Source organism: Curtobacterium sp. MCSS17_007, assembly GCF_003234175.2.
Classification (GTDB): Bacteria; Actinomycetota; Actinomycetes; order Actinomycetales; family Microbacteriaceae; genus Curtobacterium.
Genome location: NZ_CP126257.1, coordinates 1894682 through 1910079, shown reverse-complemented (window position 1 = coordinate 1910079; position 15398 = coordinate 1894682). Strand labels below are relative to the sequence as shown.

The following is a 15398-nucleotide window of genomic DNA, read 5'->3' as shown; positions in this document are numbered from 1 at the left end:
CGGTCCGAGGACGGCAGCGCCGCACCGGGGCCGATCGGCGCGGTCAGGGGAGCGGAGTCCCGTGCCCGCGGATCAGGGGTACATGCGACCGTTGTTGCGGTCGCGCTCGGCCTGACGGAGCGCCTCGGCGATCTCGGGCGCACTGCCCTCGTACTGCCGCGAGCGTGACCCGAGGTCCGTCAGGTGGTGCATCCACAGCCACAGTCCCACCGCGGCGAGCAGGACGACACCGGTCACGATCCACCACCCCATGACGCGCACGCTACCGCAGCTCGTCGGAGCCGTCGAAGCGGACCCGGCACCGCCGGGGCGTCTGATCGACACGCCGATCGCCTCCCTCTGATGTCGGTGGTCGGGTGTCTCATTGACCGCATCGAGCCGCACCGGTGGCTCGGGACCCGGACGACGACGAGGAGCGCGTGATGATGCACGACGGCTGGTGCCCCGACTGCGACCTGCAGACGGTCGTCATCGACACCGACGAGCAGGGCGACAACGCCTGGGCGAGCTGCACCGAGTGCGGGTCCGGGTGGGTCCACCGCGACGACCTGCCCGAGCCGGTGGCGGTCGGCTCCGCGAGCGAGGACCGTCGCGCGGCCTGAGGCCTTCGCGTCGGCAGGACCTTGGACGCCGATGGATCCCTCCGACTGACATCGAATCGATTCGGCCCGTCGTCTTCCGTCTGCCGTTTGGAGCGGTCTACACTGCTGGGACCGGGCCGCTGCAGGCGTGCTCGGACCGTTCGACGCCGAACACGGACCGACCTCGCTGCCGTCCGATCGCCGCATCGCCGAGGTGCTGGTGCCGGAGCAGCGGGACGCGTGGTGACGACGCGGCGGTCCGGTCGACGAACCGGGGTCATCCCGAACCCGGCCTCCGCCCGCCCGCGCTCCTCCCGATCCAGACAGGTCGCATGACGCTCACCACCCCGACGCAGCGTGCGTTCGCCCTCATCGCCCTCGCCCTCGGTGGCTTCGCCATCGGGTCGACCGAGTTCGTAGCGATGGGCCTGCTGCCGAACATCGCCGAAGCCCTGCTGCCCGCACAGTACGCGGCCGACCCCGCCGCCGGCGTCGCACACGCCGGCTGGCTCGTCAGCGCCTACGCACTGGGTGTCGTGGTGGGTGCGCCGACGATCGCGGCGATCTCCGCCACCTTCCCGCGCAAGGGCCTGATCCTCGTGCTGCTCGTCGGCTTCGTGGTCGCGACGGTCGCGAGCGCGGTGCTGCCGAGCTTCGGCCTCGTGCTCGTCGCGCGCTTCGTCGCCGGGCTGCCCCACGGCGCCTACTTCGGCATCGCCTCCATCGTCGCCGGCGAGATCATGGGCCCGGGCAAGCGCGGCAAGGGCATCGCGATGGTGATGCTCGGCCTGTCGATCGCCAACGTCGTCGGCGTGCCCGCGATCACCTGGATCGGGCAGAACGCCGGCTGGCGCATCGCGTACGGCGTCGTGTCGCTGCTGTTCGCCCTGACCTTCCTGGCCGTCGCAGCGTTCGTCCCGCGCAGCGCCGCCGACGAGCACGCGACCATCGGGCGGGAACTCCGAGCCTTCCGGTCACCGCAGGTCTGGATCGTGATGGGTCTCGGCGCGGTCGGGTTCGGCGGCTTCTTCGCCGTCTACTCGTACATCTCCCCGCTCGTGCAGAACGTCACCGGGCTGCCCGAGTCCGCCGTACCGCTCGTGCTCGTGGTCGTCGGCCTCGGCATGGTCGTCGGCGGAGTGCTCGGCGGTCACCTGGCCGACCACAGCGTCAAGCGCACGATCTACATCGGGATGCTCGCGCTCATCGGTGCCCTGCTCGTGACGGTCTTCACGGCGCAGTGGGTCTGGGGTGTGTTCCTCGGCGCGTTCCTGCTCGGGGCGACCTCCTCCGCGATCCCGCCGGCGGTCCAGTCGCGTCTCATGGACGTCGCCGGTGACGCCCGGACCATCGCTGCGGCGCTGAACCACTCCGCGTTCAACATCGGGAACTCGCTCGGCGCCGCGCTCGGCGGGGCGGTCATCGCCGCGGGCTTCGGGTTCCTCGCGCCGGCGTGGCTCGGCATCGTGCTCGCGCTGCTCGGCCTGCTCGTGACGATGGTGAGCTACGGCGCCGAGCGGCGCTCGGTCCGTCGCGCCGCACTCCGGTCGTCGTCGCCGTCGACCGGACCGATCACGGCACCGGTGCCGACGGTCTGACCCCCAGCGGAGCCGGGCGCGACACCGGTCGGCTCCACCGCACTTGCTGATCGGTCACCGTCCGGACGTCGCGCTGCGACGCCGCCACCACCGTCGCAGTCGTGATGCGTCCCCCCAATGGAACACCAGGATCGTCAGGACCGCGAGGCCGATCGCAGCGACGATCGCCGGGCTGACCCAGGTCGAGTCGATGTCGTCTCCGTTCCACACGGTGCCCGGCTCGGCGTCGAGCAGGTCGGCGTCGCGGTAGCCGGTCCGGACGTCCCCGACGGGAGCGTCCTGCGGATCGGAGGACCCGCTGTCGTACTCGACGTCGAGAACCGGACGTGACCCGTCGTCCGGGGTCCACGTGCCGTACCAGGAGCAGGTCTCCCCGCCGTACCGATTCGTCGAACAGTCGCGCTCGGTCAGGCGGAAGGTGCCCCAGTGCACCGGCTGGTCCCGTCCGGCGTAGCGTGTCGCCGCCGCGCCGGCCGTCCCGATCACGAGCGCGAGCACGACGGCGTACGCCGCCAGCGCCAGGACGGTGAGCACGAGCGGACGTCGATCCGAGGAGCGTCCTGCGTGTCGTCCGACCCCACGTGCGCGACGGGCTGCTGAGCGAGGGCGGGTCAGGTCGGACACCTGCACATCCTCCCGTGTCGACGCCGGTCTGCGCGCCGACGCTCCGTTGCGCCTCGGCGCCGTCTCGGTGAGCTCCGCGGAAGCGACAGAACGCGGCAAACGTTCCGTGTGATCCTGTCGCTTCCGCGGAAGAGTCGCGGCAACCGGCGGGCGCCTGCGCCCAGACGACGGACGGGAGGCCCGTGGCGGTGTCGCCACGGGCCTCCCGTCCGTCGTCGTGTGCGGTTACAGCCCGACCGGGCTGCCGTCCTGCACGATGATGCCGTCGGTGATCGCGCGCTTCCGCAGCGCGACCTTCGTGCCGACGTCGAAGCCCGCGACGCGGTACTTCTCGCGGATGCGCTTGAGGTAGCTCTTGGCGGTCTCCTCGGAGATGCCGAGCTGGTAGGCGACGCTCTTGACGGGCTCGCCGCCGCCGTAGAGCGCCATCACGCGGCGCTCCTGGGCGCTGAGCTTGGGGACGCCACCGACGTCACCGCTGTTGATCGCGAGGTCGAGCTCCGCGGAGACGTACTGCTCACCGCGCTGGGCGGCGCGGATCGCCTCGACGATCATGTCGGCGTCCTCGCTCTTGACGAGGTAGCCGAGGGCGCCGGAGGCCAGGGCCTCACGGACGACGTTCGGCTCGGAGTAGGTGCTCATGACCACGGTCTTGACGCCGGCGGTCTTCAGCGTGGAGATCTTCAGCGAGACCGGGATCGAGTCCTTGAGGTCGAGGTCGAGCAGGACGACGTCGACGGGGAACGCGGGGCTCGTGAGGAGCTCGGGCCAGGTCGTGACGGCGGCGACGAGCGTGATGTCGTCGGCGGCGCTGCGGATCCACTCCGTCAGTGCGCCGAGCAGCATCCGGTGGTCGTCGACGAGCGCGAGTCGGATCGGTTCCTCTGGAGTCGCCATCAGGCGTCCTTTCCCTAGAAGGCGGTGCGTGGCCGATCCTAGGTGGACGGGCCGTCCGGGCCGAGCAGGCGGACCGGGTGTTGGCGAGTCGGCGTCCCGTTACATCGACGGGTGTCGGTCGACGACGCAGTGCGAGACCACGCGGAGCACACCGTCGCGGACGGAGTCGGTGTACGGCCCGATGCGCTGCAGCGCACTCCAGGCGGTCGGACCGAGACGGCGCCGGGGCACGCCGCGGGACTCGAACACGATCGGCACGTCCATCCGCTCGTCGGACACCGGGTGGCCGTCCGAGCCGATCGGGCCGAGGGTCACCGAGACGACCGGCTGGCCCGGCTGCGTCGCGCGCCCGTCGCCGACCATCTGCCAGAGCGCCTGCAGCAGGCCGTCGCGCTGCGCCGGTGTCAGGTGACCGGCGAGGGACTGCGGATCGGCCACGCTGACCGAGCGTCCGAGGTGGTCGGACTCGGTGATGGCGTGGTACAGCCAGGTCTCGCGTCGCCCCTCGATGAGGTGGAGCCGGAGCTCGGTCGCCAGGGAAGCGGCGACCGACGCGGAGGCGTCGGACAGCGGCAGCGGGTCGGAGCCGTTCGCGACGGCGTCGAGGAGCTTCTCGGCGGCGAGGTCGAGCCGGGCGAGTTCGTCCGAGGCGAGCATCCCGACCGCGAACTGCGGCGCCTGCACGTTGCTCTGCACGAGCACGCGGTCGAGCTCGCGCTGCACGAGTTGCCGGAACCGGTGCACGACGTACAGCGAGATCGTCGGCGGCACCACCACGAGGGCGAGCAGCGAGACGATGCCGGGCAGGGTGTCCGGGGTGATCGGCGTCGAGATCCCCGCCATCACGGCGAATGCGAGGCCGAGCACGGCGATCGCGACGGCGACCTCGCGGGCGGGTCGGAGCGCGGCGACGGGCAGGAGTGCGAACCCCGCGGCGACGGAGGCGCTGGCGGTGTGGGCGACGTCGTGCTCCGGGAAGATGCCGACGAAGTCGAGCGTCACGACGCAGGCGAGGACGGCGCAGATGAGCCCGAACGCGGTGCCGGTCAGTCGCTCGCCGTACGTCATCAGGCTGAGCCCGACCCCGATCGCTGCGACGAGGTACAGCGCCCACGCGGCCGCGGGCAGCCACGGGTCGGAGTACTCGGGCAGGCGGACGAGGAAGAAGCCGATGCCCGCGACCGCTTCGATCCCGGCGAGGATCGCCGCCCCGAGGCCGAGGTACCCGGCCCCCAGCGAGGCGCCGGGCTTGGCCGCCTGGCGGAGGGAGCGGGCGCCCGTCGAGGTCGACGGCAGGCCCCGCGCCTGGCGGCGTTCGCTGCCGCGGTAGCGCTCCCGCGCCTCACGACGGGTGCGGGGTGCCTGCTGCACGGTGTCGCCGGGCAGTCCGCGACTGATGGTGTCCTCGGGGAAGCCGGTCATCGGGGAGCCTCCAGGACGACGGTGGTGCCCGAGCCGGGGGCGGAGAAGAGCTTCGCGTCGCCACCGACCTCGCGGAGGCGGCTCACGACGCTCTCCTTGAAGCCGAGGCGTTCGGCGCTGACCGCCTCGAGGTCGAACCCGACACCGGAGTCCGTGACCATCGCCCGCACGGTCTCCTGGTCGTGGACGATCGTGACGTGTGCCTCGCCGACACCGGCGTGGCGTCGGACGTTCTCGAGGCACTCACCGAGTGCGAGGAGGAACGCGTCGAGCACGTGCGACGGCAGGAGCACCTGACCGGTGCCGTGCCAGCTCACCTCGAGCCCCATGCGGCCGAAGCGCTGCTTGACGGACTCGAGGGTCTGGCCGAGCGGTGACTCCTCGACCCTCGTGAGGGAGTAGTCGCCGGACTGCTGGGGCTGCGGGGTCGCACCGAGACGGAGGTGTCGGAGGAGCCGGGCGTCCTCGGCGGCCTGCTCGCGCATGGCCTGCTCGGAGACGCCGACGCCCGAGTGGGCGAGCAGGGTCAGGGTCGCGAGGACGGTGTCGTGCAGGAGCCGTGCACCCTGCCGGCGCTGCGCCTCGGTCTCGCTCGCCTGGCGCTCGGCACGGTGGGCGGTGCCGATGCTCTGGATGCGACGCGCCACGCGGGGGATGCTCCTCGCGATCCAGACGGAGACCACGGCGATGAGCACCCAGCCGAGGACGACCCCAGCGGTCGCTCCCGAGAACGGACTACCGGACGCCCACGCGACGGCTCCGATCGTGGCGACGCCGGTGACGATCGTCATCGCGAGACCGACAGGTGCGCCGCGATGCGACATCAGCGGCGCGGAGAGCGACCCGGCCGCGAGGGGCACCACGGCGCTCGCCACGACGTCGCGGGTGTCGGGGTCGGTTCCGAGGAGCAGCAGGGCGAGTGCGCCGAGGCCGGCGGCGAGCGCGAGGGCCGTCCACCAGACGGAACCGTTCATCGCGAAGACGAACAGGGCGGCGACGAGCACCGCGATGCAGACGAGGGCTCCGAGCAGGGGCACCAGGGGTACGGCGAGCGAGCTGACGATGCCGACGACGGAGACCAGGGCACACGTGACGCCGACGACACGGGTGGTCGACCGCAGCAAGCGGTCGCGTTCCTGTGCGATGAAGTCCATCGATGTCCTGGTTGGTGACGTCAGCGTGTGTACAGCAGGTTGTCGTCTGTACAGCGGGTTGTCGGCGGGAAGTCGAGCCCCGGTCAGGGGCCCCGACGCCATCATTCCACGCGCGACACCCGTTGGAGGGTGTTCGGCGCGCGGGGACCTCCGGATGGCCCGGACGGAGCACCGGGCGCGGCGCGGCTCAGTCGAGCAGACGTCGGAGGTGGGCGCCCACCGCTTCGTGCTCGATGAGGAACCCGTCGTGCCCGAACTCGCTGTCGAGCACCGCGGCCCGATCGCCGTCGAGCGTGTCCGGCACGCCCGCGGCGATGCGGTGCTGGTCCTCGAGCGGGAACAGCCGATCGCTCGTCACGCCGAGGACGAGCGTCCGGGCGGTGACGCGTCCGAGCGCGGCGGACACGCCTCCCCGCCCGGCCCCGACGTCGTGCGAGTCCATCGCGTGGGTCAGGGTGACGTAGGACGAGGCGTCGAACCGCCTGGTGAACCGGTTCCCGTGGAAGTCCAGGTAGCTCTCCACCGAGAACCGGCCGTCGTCACCGAGCGGGGAGACGTCGCTCTGCCACGACCGGGCGAACCGGCCGTTGAGTTCGTCGGGGGCCCGGTAGGTCATGAGGGCCATCCGACGGGCGAGCGACAGGCCGCGGTGCGGTCCCTCGCCGGCCTCGGCCTCGTAGTAGTCGCCGCCGTTGTAGGCAGGGTCGGTCTGGACGGCGGCGCGCTGCAACGAGTTCGCCGCGATCTGGTCGGCGGTGGTCTGCGCCGTGGACGCGAGGACGGCGAGCCGGGTGACCCGCGACGGGTGGGAGACCGCGAACTCGAGCGCGTGCATCCCGCCCATCGACCCGCCGACCACGGCCGCGAAGACGTCGATGCCGAGGTGGTCGGCGAGCTGCGCCTGGACGGCGACCTGGTCGCGCACCGTGACGAACGGGAAGCGCGAGCCCCACTCGACGCCGTCCGGCGCCACCGACGACGGCCCCGTCGTGCCCTGGCAACCGCCGAGCACGTTCGGCGCGACGACGAACCACCGGTCCGTGTCGATCGCCCGCCCGGGGCCGACGACGTCGCCCCACCAGCCGGCCGTGCGGTGTCCCGGACCGGCCGGACCGGCGACGTGGGAGTCGCCGGTCATCGCGTGGAGGAGCAGCACGGCGTTGCCCCGCGCCTCGTCCAGTTCGCCCCACGTCTCGTAGGCCACGCGCACGGCCGGGATCCGGCCTCCGCGCACCCACTGCTCGCCGAGCGAGGCGAACTGCCGTGCGCCGGGGTGGTCACCCGGACGCCAGGCACCCGTCACCGGGGGCTTGCCGATCGTCCCGAGCTCGGCGCCGGGCACGAGGGTGGACGGGACCGAGTCCTCGGGGATCGTCTGCCAGTCCATCGGGTCCAGTCTGCCGGGAGGCGCGCCCCGCCTCCGCCGTGTTACGTCACGTCGGCGAGGCAACCGGCCCGCCCCACCGCCCGCTCGACACGTCCAGCGGACCCGGTGGGTCGGGGCTACGCCCGGAGGCCCTCCTGCGAGACCGCGCGCGCCGCGGCGAGTCCCGCCTCGAGGTCGGCGCGCAGGTCCTCGACGTTCTCGATGCCGACCGAGAGTCGCACGAGCCCCGGGGTGACGCCGGTGGTGAGCTGCTGCTCGGGGGTGAGCTGCGAGTGCGTCGTCGACGCCGGGTGGATGACGAGCGAGCGCACGTCACCGATGTTCGCCAGGTGCGAGAACAGCCGCAGCTCGTCGACGAAGGCCTTGCCGGCGGGCACGCCGCCCTTCAGTTCGAACGACAGCACCGCTCCGACGCCGCGCGGCGCGTACTTCGTCGCGGCGGCGTACCAGGGCGACGTCGGGAGTCCGGCGTAGGACACCGACGCGACGTCCGGGTGTCGGTCGAGCCACTCGGCGATCTCCTGGGCGTTCGACACGTGCCGTTCGATGCGCAGCGACAGCGTCTCGATGCCCTGCAGCAGGGCGAAGGCGGTGTCGGGCGAGTTCGACGCCCCGAGGTCGCGGAGGAGCTGCACCCGGGCCTTCACGACGAACGCGAGCTCGTTCCCGACCGCCTGGGCGAACACGGCGCCGTGGTACGAGGGGTCGGGGGAGTTGAACTCCGGGAAGCGGTCGGCGTGCTCTGACCAGGGGAAGCGCCCGCCGTCGACGATGACGCCACCGATGACCGTGCCGTGCCCGCCGAGGAACTTCGTCGCCGAGTGCACCACGATGTCGGCACCGTGCTCGAACGGACGGATGAGGTAGGGCGTCGCGATCGTGTTGTCGACGATGAGCGGTACGCCGCTCTCGTGCGCGACGCTGCTCACGCCACCGATGTCGAGGACGTTGATCCGCGGGTTGCCGATCGTCTCGGCGAAGAAGAGCTTCGTGTTCGGTCGGACCGCGCGACGCCACTCCTCGAGGTCGTCCTGGTCCTCGACGAACGTGGTCTCGATGCCGAGCTTCGCCAGCGTGTACTTGAACAGGTTGTACGTGCCGCCGTAGATCGACGACGACGAGACGATGTGGTCGCCGGCCCCCGCGATGTTGAGCACCGCGTACGTCTCGGCCGCCTGCCCGCTCGACACCAGGAGCGCGCCCGTCCCGCCCTCGAGCGCGGCGATCCGCTGCTCGACGACGTCGTTCGTCGGGTTCATGATGCGCGAGTAGATGTTGCCCGGCTGCGCCAGCGCGAACAGGTCGCGGGCGTGGTCCGAGTTCTCGAACACGTACGACGTCGTCTTGTAGATCGGCGTCGCCCGCGCCCCGGTGGTCGGGTCCGGCTGCGCGCCGGCGTGCACCTGCGTGGTCTCGAACCGCCAGGCGGCGGCGTCGTTCGTGCTCATCGGGGCTCCTGATGGGTTCGGTCCGTCATCGGTCGCCGCGGTCGGCCGGGAGGCCCGGGGCGTCGTCGCGACGCTGGTCACGCTACGCAGGTGGCGGAGCGGGCACCAGCGCGACCGCCTCGCGACGTAACGCACGCCGACGGCTCGGGCCGTGCCTCCCGGCCGTCGCCATCGGTCACGGGAACGGCCTCGGACGCGTCAGCCGTCGACTGGCAGGATCGGACGGGACGAGAGGGGGAGCGTCATGCGCGCTCAGGACGTGGCGGACAAGAAGTTCCAGCCGACGGTGTTCCGGAACGGGTACTCGCAGGACGACGTGGACGACCTGCTCGACCGGGTGCAGGCGACCTTCACCGCTGCCGAGCAGGGCGGCCGTCCAGCGCCCGGACGGCAGGCCGGTGGCCGGACGGTGACACCGGAGGACGTGGCGGCGTCGCGCTTCCGCCGGACCCGGATGAAGTCCGGGTACGACTGCGACGAGGTGGACGACTTCCTCGACGAGGTCGTCGTCGCGCTCCGCGCGCTCGGCACCTGACCCGTCAGCGCTCGACGGGCTCCCGGCGGAACAGCCAGTCGACCTTCGGCTCGAGCAACCAGCGCATCCCGCGGCGCACGAACGGCTGCGCCAGGAACAGGCTCACCGCGCAGGCCACCGCGACCATGAGGAGCACGTACGGCCACGCCGAGTGCTCGCCCGCCAGCACCCCGGACTCCCGGATCGGGTAGAGCACGAACGTGTGGAGCAGGTAGACGTACATCGTCGCGGCGCCGAACCGGGTGATCCAGACCGTGCGGCGGGGGACGAGCAGCAGGAACGACGCCGTCAGCACGGTCGCGAGGAGCACCAGGCCGAGCCGGACGCCGCCGGCCCACCAGGCGTCCTCGCCGAGCCCCGAGTACGAGTCGTCGTAGAAGAACCAGTGGTGCAGGTCGAACTCCTTGAACTGCGGGATGAACAGCAGGCAGGCGACCGCCCACACGGCGAAGACCGCCGCGGCCGCGACGCGGAGCCGGACGACGACCCGCCGCGGGGCCTCGTACCAGCGGTCGAACACGCCCCACCGCTTGACCTGCCACCCGAGCAGGAAGAACGGCAGCAGGCTGATCGCGCGGCCCAGCGAGAACGTGGAGTCGACGTTGTCGAGGTAGCCCACGCCGACACTGAGCACGACCGCCCAGACGAGGGGCCAGCGCAGGATCGCCAGGTACGGCAGGATCAGCCGGAAGATCCCCAGGGCGAGCAGGAACCACAGCGTCCACGTCGGCTTCGTCGGGTTGAAGTCCTTGCCGCCCTCGACGATCGCCTGCACCACCGTCCAGATCGTCTGCATGACGATGTACGGCACCACGATGTCCGTGAACGTCCGACGCATCCGTTCCGCGGTCGGGGTCGCCGCCGACGAGAAGTACCCGCTGATGACACCGAACGCGGGCATGTGGAACGCGTAGATGAACGTGTAGAGCGCGAGTGCGTGCTCGCTGCCGGCGGTCTGCCGCTGGATCGCGTGTCCGACCACCACGAGCGTGACCGCCACGAAGCGGGCCGTGTCCCACATCGGGATCCGGCGCGGCGCGCGTCCCGGCTCGAGGGCGGTCGCCGGGGCGGAGGGCGCTGGGGGAGCGGCGTCCGTCGTCATGACCGGTCACGGTACCGGATCGTGACCTCTGCGGGTCGGTACGGTGGTGGCCGACACCACCTGGAGGCACCCATGGCAGCACGACCCGACACCACCGAGCGGCTCGCCGTCGTCACGGGCGCGAGCTCGGGCATCGGCGCAGCGACCGTCCGGCTCCTCCGCGCGCACGGTTGGCAGGTCCTGGCCGTCGCCCGGCGGCAGGAGAAGCTCGAGGCGCTCGCCGCGGAGACGGGGGCGGCGTTCCTGGTCGCCGACGTCACCGACGCCGACGCGGTCGCGGCGCTCGCCGCGCGGGTGGCCGACGCCGGTGGGGCGGACGTCCTCGTCAACAACGCCGGTGGAGCCCTCGGCTCGGCGAGCGTCGAGGAGTCCGACGTCGAGGACTGGCGTGCGATGTTCGAGGTGAACGTCATCGGGACGAAGCGGGTCACCGCCGCTCTGCTCCCGCAGCTCCGCCGCCGCGCCGGCACCGCGGGCGTCGCCGACGTCGTCACCGTGACGAGCACCGCCGGGCACGTGGCCTACGAGAACGGCGGCGGGTACAACGCCGCGAAGTTCGCCGAGCACGCCCTGGTCGCGGCGCTGCGGCTCGAGCTGAACGGGGAGCCGCTCCGCGTGGTCGAGATCGCGCCGGGCCTGGTGAAGACCGACGAGTTCGCCCTGACGCGGTTCCGCGGCGACCGCGAGAAGGCCGAGGCCGTCTACGCCGACGTCCCGGAGCCGCTCGTGGCCGAGGACGTCGCCGAGGCGATCGTGCACGCGGTCGAGCTGCCCGCCCACGTCAACCTCGACCTGGTCACCGTGCGACCGGTCGCCCAGTCCGCCCAGCACAAGCTCGCCCGCGGACCGCTCGCGCCGCGGGTCTGACACGCGGGTCCCCGGTGAGCGCGCGTCGCGGACGCGCGCGGACGCAGGGGACGGGTCGCGGCGGCGGGGTCGCTGCCGGTACCGTGGGCGGATGCCGATCAGCAGCGAACCCGGGTCAGCCGAGCAGGCTCCCTCGACCGTGACCGTGACGAGCGGGCCCGAGGTGCTCGGCTGGTTGGAGTTCGGCGACGCGGCACGGTTGCTCGCCAAGGACGTCCTGTCGTCCGGCTTCGAGCCCGAGGTCGTCGTCGCGGTCGCCCGCGGCGGCCTGATCATCGCCGGCGCCGTCGCCTACGCGCTCGGCACCAAGGAGTGCGGCTCGATCAACGTCGAGTTCTACACCGACGTCGAGCAGCGGCTGGACGAGCCGGTCATCCTGTCGCCCGCGCTCGACGCGCCGAGCCTGGCGGGCAAGCGCGTCCTCGTGGTCGACGACGTCTCCGACTCCGGCCGCACCCTGCGCCTCGTGGTCGACATCATCCGGAACGCCGGCGCCGACGTCCGCAGCGCCTGCCTGTACTCGAAGCCCGGCACCGTGCTCGAACCCGACCACGTGTGGCGCCGGGTCGACGGCTGGATCACCTTCCCGTGGAGCGCGCTCGCACCGGTGACGGCCGAGTCGTGAGCATCCACCTCGTCGGCGGAGGCCCCTTCGTCGCGGCGGACGTCGCCGCCCCGTTCCTCGCCGAGGCCACCGCGCGTTCCGCCGCCGTCGGCCGCAGCGTTCCCCGGATCGCCCTGCTCTCCGTGACCGGTCCGTCCGGTGCGACGCCGTCGTCCACCCCCGACATCGCCGAGGTCCTCGGCGGCGCCCGGCAGGCCGAGGTCCTGGTGACCGAGGTCGCCGCGGGTGAGGTGTTCGCGACGTCGGTCCTCAGCGACGTCGACGCCCTGGTCGTCGGCGGGGGCGTCACCCCGGCCTACCTCGACGCGATCCAGCCCCTCGTGGACCAGATCCGCCTCCTCGTGTCGGACGGTCTGCCGTACCTCGGCTACTCGGCCGGCGCGATGGTCGCCGCGGACCGCGCCCTCGTCGGCGGCTGGCGCATCGGCGGCGTCGAGGTCTGCCCGCAGGAGGCGTCCGAGGGGATCGACGAGGTCGAGCTCCGCGAGGGCCTCGGGCTCGTCGACCTGACCATCGACGTGCACGCCGTGCAGGCCGGCACGCTCGCCCGGCTCGTCGCCGCGGCCGAGGCCGAGTTCGTGACGGCGGGCCTGGCGATCGACGAGGACACGGCGCTGGTCGTCGGCGAGGGTGCACTCGAGGTCCGTGGGACGGGGAGCGTCTGGCGCGTCGTCGCCGGTGACGAGTCCGTCTCCGTCGCGACCATGGGCGCCTAGGCGCGTGCGACCACACGCCCTCGGCGAGCTCGTCGACCCGGGTTGGGCCGAGGCGCTCGCCCCCGTCGAGGGCGACGTCCACCGCATGGGTGCCTGGCTCCGGGACGAGGTCGCTGCCGGCCGGCACTACCTGCCCGCGGGCGACGTCGTGCTGCGCGCCTTCACGCAGCCGTTCGCGGACGTCAAGGTGCTCGTCGTCGGCCAGGACCCGTACCCGACCCCCGGCCACCCGATCGGCCTGTCGTTCGCGGTCGACCCGCACGTGCGGCCGGTGCCGCGCAGCCTGGCGAACATCTACCGCGAACTGCACGACGACCTCGGGGTGACGCCGCCGGAGCACGGGGACCTGCGGGCGTGGTCCGACCAGGGCGTCCTGCTGCTGAACCGGGTCCTGACGGTCGAGGCCGGTGCTGCCGGCAGTCACCGCGGCAAGGGCTGGGAGGCCGTCACCGACCAGGCCGTCCGTGCGCTCGTCGCACGCGGGACACCGCTCGTCGCCGTGCTGTGGGGAGCGCAGGCGGCGTCGGTCCGGCCGCTGCTCGGCGACACCCCCGTGGTCGCGTCGGCGCACCCGTCGCCCCTCAGCGCGTCGCGCGGCTTCCTCGGCAGTCGGCCGTTCTCGCAGGTCGACGCACTGCTGCGTGCGCAGGGTGCCGAGCCCGTCGACTGGACGCTGCCCGCCTGACCGGGGCGCACCCCGTAGGCTCGGACCGTGCTCGAGGAGGAATACCAGCGGCGGCGTGTCCTGCCGCGGCACCTGCGTGCGCCCGTGCCGGCCGAGGCCGCGTTCGCGTACACGATCCGCGCCGCCGAACCGCGGGACCTGCCGGACGTGCGCGAGATCCACACGCACTACGTCCGGAACTCGTCGGTGACCTTCGACCCGGCGGCGTTCACCTTCGCTCGGTGGAAGCAGCGCTACGACGAGGTCCGCCGACGTGGGCTGCCGTTCCTCGTCGCCGAGAACCCCTCTGGGCAGATCCTCGGCTACGCGCTCGTCGACCCGTGGAACCCGCGCGACCGGTCGAACCACGTCGTCGAGGACTCGATCTACCTCGGCGCCGCGTCGGGCGGCAAGGGTCTCGGGCGCGCGCTCATGGAGGCGCTGCTCGACGAGTGCCGGGCGGCCGGGGTGCGCGAGGTCATCGCCGTGATCGCCGACCGGCAGGCCGAGGCCTCGATCCGCCTCCACGAACGGCTCGGCTTCGAGGAGGTCGGGCGCATGGGCAAGGTCGGCTTCAAGTACGACCGGTGGCTCGGGACCGTGACCATGCGGCTCCGGTTGCGGGGCCCGCGCCTGTTCGCGCGCACCAGGCGCTGAGGCGCGGAGCGCCCCGGGCCGCTCGCGCCACGACGTCCCGCGCGACGCGAGTGCGGCCGTGAGGACGGTTCGGCGGCGGACGGGAGGCGCGTGGCGAGGTCGCCCCGAGCCTCCCGTCCGCCCGTTCCTTCCCATGACACGCGCGATGGCTGGTCGTTCCAGGCGTACCTGGTGCTCTGGGAACGGCAGGTACGCCCGGTTCCGTCAGGTGTGCCCGGTTCCGCCCGGCGTTCGCGAGCAGCGCGCCCGAGTGGCCGTCAGGCGTCCGGTGCCTCGGCGATGAACTCGTCGCGGGTGACCCGCAGCAGCGCCGTGGCCGCCTCGCCGGCCGCGGTGGCATCCCCGGCGACGACCGCGAGCGCAACCGCCTCGTGCCGGACCGCGGCGTCGCGGGTCCAGCGGGAGATGGTGTCCCGTGTCTCCGAGGTCCGCGTCCGCAGGAGTGCTTCGACGGTGCCGGCGAAGTGCGTGAACACGGCGTTGCCCGACCCGGTCAGGAGCGCACGGTGGAAGCGGACGTCGGCCTCGAGGTAGGCGCGGCTGTCCTCGCGACCCCAGGCGTCGAGCATGTCCCGCGCGGCGAGCAGGACCGCCTCCCCGGGCGAGCCGGCGGCACCGGCGGCACCGGCGACGAGCGCCGCCGCCACGGGCTCCACCCCGAGTCGGAGTTCGAGCAGTTCGCGCTGCTGCACGAAGTAGGCGGGGGAGGCGCCCCGCCACCGGATCACGGTCGGTGCGAGGAGCTCCCAGGACGCGGTGGGGAGCACCTGCGTGCCCACGCGCTGCCGCGGCTCCACGAGGCCGAGGGACTGCAGGACGCGCAGCGCCTCGCGCACGACCGAGCGCGACACGCCGAACTCGGACGCCACGAGCTCCGGCCGGACCACGGCGCCCGCGGGGAGCAGTCCGTCGACGATCCGCTGCCCGAGCGTCTCGAGCACGTGTGCGTGGAGACCGCGCGCGGTGGTCATCGTTCCTCCGGGGTACTCGAACAGGGCGGCGTCGGCGTGACGCGGACTCCATCGAAGCGGCAGACTGCGCCGCAGGGCGGGTGGCGCGCGGCAGATCGTTGTACAGTCTGATTTATCAGATTATTGGGAGCGGCCGCAGGACACGGCCGC

General features: G+C 72.5%; 16 protein-coding genes and 2 pseudogenes. 9 read left to right on the top strand and 9 right to left on the bottom strand.

The features are described 5' to 3' along the window. Window positions 1-72: 72 nt before the first annotated feature. Complete coding sequence (locus DEJ22_RS08965) at window positions 73-252, bottom strand: hypothetical protein (protein ID WP_111226232.1); 180 nt, start codon at window positions 250-252, stop codon at window positions 73-75. 134 nt (window positions 253-386) lie between these two features. Here DEJ22_RS08965 and DEJ22_RS08960 point away from each other — a divergent pair, with 134 nt between their 5' ends. Next, on the top strand, window positions 387-602 hold the full coding sequence (locus tag DEJ22_RS08960) for a hypothetical protein (RefSeq protein WP_111226231.1): 216 nt from the start codon (window positions 387-389) through the stop codon (window positions 600-602). Between the two features lie 311 nt (window positions 603-913). Then, entirely contained in the window at window positions 914-2179 is a 1266-nt protein-coding gene (locus DEJ22_RS08955) for an MFS transporter (RefSeq protein ID WP_111226230.1), read from the top strand. 54 nt (window positions 2180-2233) lie between these two features. Here the strand turns inward: DEJ22_RS08955 and DEJ22_RS08950 are convergent, their stop codons facing one another. From DEJ22_RS08950 to DEJ22_RS08925, 6 genes are all read right to left on the bottom strand, one after another. Beyond that, the gene (locus DEJ22_RS08950) at window positions 2234-2713 is read right to left on the bottom strand and encodes a hypothetical protein (RefSeq protein WP_111226229.1); all 480 of its coding nucleotides are present in this window, start codon (window positions 2711-2713) and stop codon (window positions 2234-2236) included. Window positions 2714-3028: 315 nt separating this feature from the next. Further along, window positions 3029-3700 (bottom strand): response regulator, encoded by a 672-nt coding sequence (locus DEJ22_RS08945; RefSeq protein WP_069710716.1) that lies wholly within the window; start codon window positions 3698-3700, stop codon window positions 3029-3031. Between the two features lie 99 nt (window positions 3701-3799). Further along, complete coding sequence (locus DEJ22_RS08940; protein WP_111226228.1) at window positions 3800-5122, bottom strand: hypothetical protein; 1323 nt, start codon at window positions 5120-5122, stop codon at window positions 3800-3802. Then, window positions 5119-6276 carry a sensor histidine kinase gene (locus tag DEJ22_RS08935; RefSeq protein ID WP_111226227.1) on the bottom strand — a complete coding sequence of 386 codons (1158 nt, stop codon included), beginning with the start codon at window positions 6274-6276 and terminating at the stop codon, window positions 5119-5121. The genes DEJ22_RS08940 and DEJ22_RS08935 overlap by 4 nt, the downstream gene beginning before the upstream one ends. A gap of 187 nt (window positions 6277-6463) precedes the next feature. Then, window positions 6464-7663, bottom strand: a complete 1200-nt coding sequence (gene metX / locus DEJ22_RS08930; RefSeq protein ID WP_111226226.1) for a homoserine O-acetyltransferase MetX — start codon at window positions 7661-7663, stop codon at window positions 6464-6466. A 116-nt stretch (window positions 7664-7779) separates the two neighbouring features. Beyond that, window positions 7780-9111 carry a bifunctional o-acetylhomoserine/o-acetylserine sulfhydrylase gene (locus DEJ22_RS08925; RefSeq protein WP_111226225.1) on the bottom strand — a complete coding sequence of 444 codons (1332 nt, stop codon included), beginning with the start codon at window positions 9109-9111 and terminating at the stop codon, window positions 7780-7782. A 244-nt stretch (window positions 9112-9355) separates the two neighbouring features. Between DEJ22_RS08925 and DEJ22_RS08920 the strand changes: the two are divergent. Together DEJ22_RS08920 and DEJ22_RS08915 are read left to right on the top strand one after the other, a co-directional pair. Next, window positions 9356-9448 (top strand): annotated as a pseudogene (locus DEJ22_RS08920) (DivIVA domain-containing protein); the annotation flags it as partial. A gap of 72 nt (window positions 9449-9520) precedes the next feature. Next, window positions 9521-9637: pseudogene (locus DEJ22_RS08915) on the top strand (DivIVA domain-containing protein); the annotation flags it as partial. A gap of 13 nt (window positions 9638-9650) precedes the next feature. Here DEJ22_RS08915 and DEJ22_RS08910 read toward each other — a convergent pair. Then, window positions 9651-10748 carry an acyltransferase family protein gene (locus DEJ22_RS08910; RefSeq protein ID WP_111226223.1) on the bottom strand — a complete coding sequence of 366 codons (1098 nt, stop codon included), beginning with the start codon at window positions 10746-10748 and terminating at the stop codon, window positions 9651-9653. A gap of 72 nt (window positions 10749-10820) precedes the next feature. Here DEJ22_RS08910 and DEJ22_RS08905 point away from each other — a divergent pair, with 72 nt between their 5' ends. The 5 genes from DEJ22_RS08905 (at window position 10821) to DEJ22_RS08885 (ending at window position 14277) form a co-directional block, all read left to right on the top strand. Then, a complete protein-coding gene (locus DEJ22_RS08905) occupies window positions 10821-11615 on the top strand; it encodes an SDR family oxidoreductase (RefSeq protein ID WP_111226222.1) in 795 nt (264 codons plus the stop codon). A gap of 91 nt (window positions 11616-11706) precedes the next feature. Then, entirely contained in the window at window positions 11707-12240 is a 534-nt protein-coding gene (locus DEJ22_RS08900) for a phosphoribosyltransferase (protein ID WP_258379538.1), read from the top strand. Beyond that, a complete protein-coding gene (locus DEJ22_RS08895; protein WP_111226445.1) occupies window positions 12237-12956 on the top strand; it encodes a Type 1 glutamine amidotransferase-like domain-containing protein in 720 nt (239 codons plus the stop codon). The genes DEJ22_RS08900 and DEJ22_RS08895 overlap by 4 nt, the downstream gene beginning before the upstream one ends. A 4-nt stretch (window positions 12957-12960) precedes the next feature. Further along, window positions 12961-13641, top strand: coding sequence for a uracil-DNA glycosylase (locus tag DEJ22_RS08890; protein ID WP_111226221.1), 681 nt, complete (start codon window positions 12961-12963; stop codon window positions 13639-13641). Between the two features lie 27 nt (window positions 13642-13668). Next, complete coding sequence (locus DEJ22_RS08885) at window positions 13669-14277, top strand: GNAT family N-acetyltransferase (protein WP_111226220.1); 609 nt, start codon at window positions 13669-13671, stop codon at window positions 14275-14277. Window positions 14278-14534: 257 nt separating this feature from the next. Here the strand turns inward: DEJ22_RS08885 and DEJ22_RS08880 are convergent, their stop codons facing one another. After that, window positions 14535-15248, bottom strand: coding sequence for a FadR/GntR family transcriptional regulator (locus tag DEJ22_RS08880; protein ID WP_111226219.1), 714 nt, complete (start codon window positions 15246-15248; stop codon window positions 14535-14537). Window positions 15249-15398: the final 150 nt, after the last annotated feature.

What these genes read in the sequence shown, in the direction of transcription:
- DEJ22_RS08935 (WP_111226227.1), bottom strand. Translation starts at nt 6,276, where the DNA reads ATGGACTTCATCGCACAGGAACGCGACCGCTTGCTGCGGTCGACCACC.
- DEJ22_RS08925 (WP_111226225.1), bottom strand. Translation starts at nt 9,111, where the DNA reads ATGAGCACGAACGACGCCGCCGCCTGGCGGTTCGAGACCACGCAGGTG.
- DEJ22_RS08945 (WP_069710716.1), bottom strand. Translation starts at nt 3,700, where the DNA reads ATGGCGACTCCAGAGGAACCGATCCGACTCGCGCTCGTCGACGACCAC.
- DEJ22_RS08900 (WP_258379538.1), top strand. Translation starts at nt 11,707, where the DNA reads ATGCCGATCAGCAGCGAACCCGGGTCAGCCGAGCAGGCTCCCTCGACC.
- metX (WP_111226226.1), bottom strand. Translation starts at nt 7,663, where the DNA reads ATGGACTGGCAGACGATCCCCGAGGACTCGGTCCCGTCCACCCTCGTG.
- DEJ22_RS08965 (WP_111226232.1), bottom strand. Translation starts at nt 252, where the DNA reads ATGGGGTGGTGGATCGTGACCGGTGTCGTCCTGCTCGCCGCGGTGGGA.
- DEJ22_RS08880 (WP_111226219.1), bottom strand. Translation starts at nt 15,248, where the DNA reads ATGACCACCGCGCGCGGTCTCCACGCACACGTGCTCGAGACGCTCGGG.
- DEJ22_RS08955 (WP_111226230.1), top strand. Translation starts at nt 914, where the DNA reads ATGACGCTCACCACCCCGACGCAGCGTGCGTTCGCCCTCATCGCCCTC.
- DEJ22_RS08940 (WP_111226228.1), bottom strand. Translation starts at nt 5,122, where the DNA reads ATGACCGGCTTCCCCGAGGACACCATCAGTCGCGGACTGCCCGGCGAC.
- DEJ22_RS08910 (WP_111226223.1), bottom strand. Translation starts at nt 10,748, where the DNA reads ATGACGACGGACGCCGCTCCCCCAGCGCCCTCCGCCCCGGCGACCGCC.
- DEJ22_RS08905 (WP_111226222.1), top strand. Translation starts at nt 10,821, where the DNA reads ATGGCAGCACGACCCGACACCACCGAGCGGCTCGCCGTCGTCACGGGC.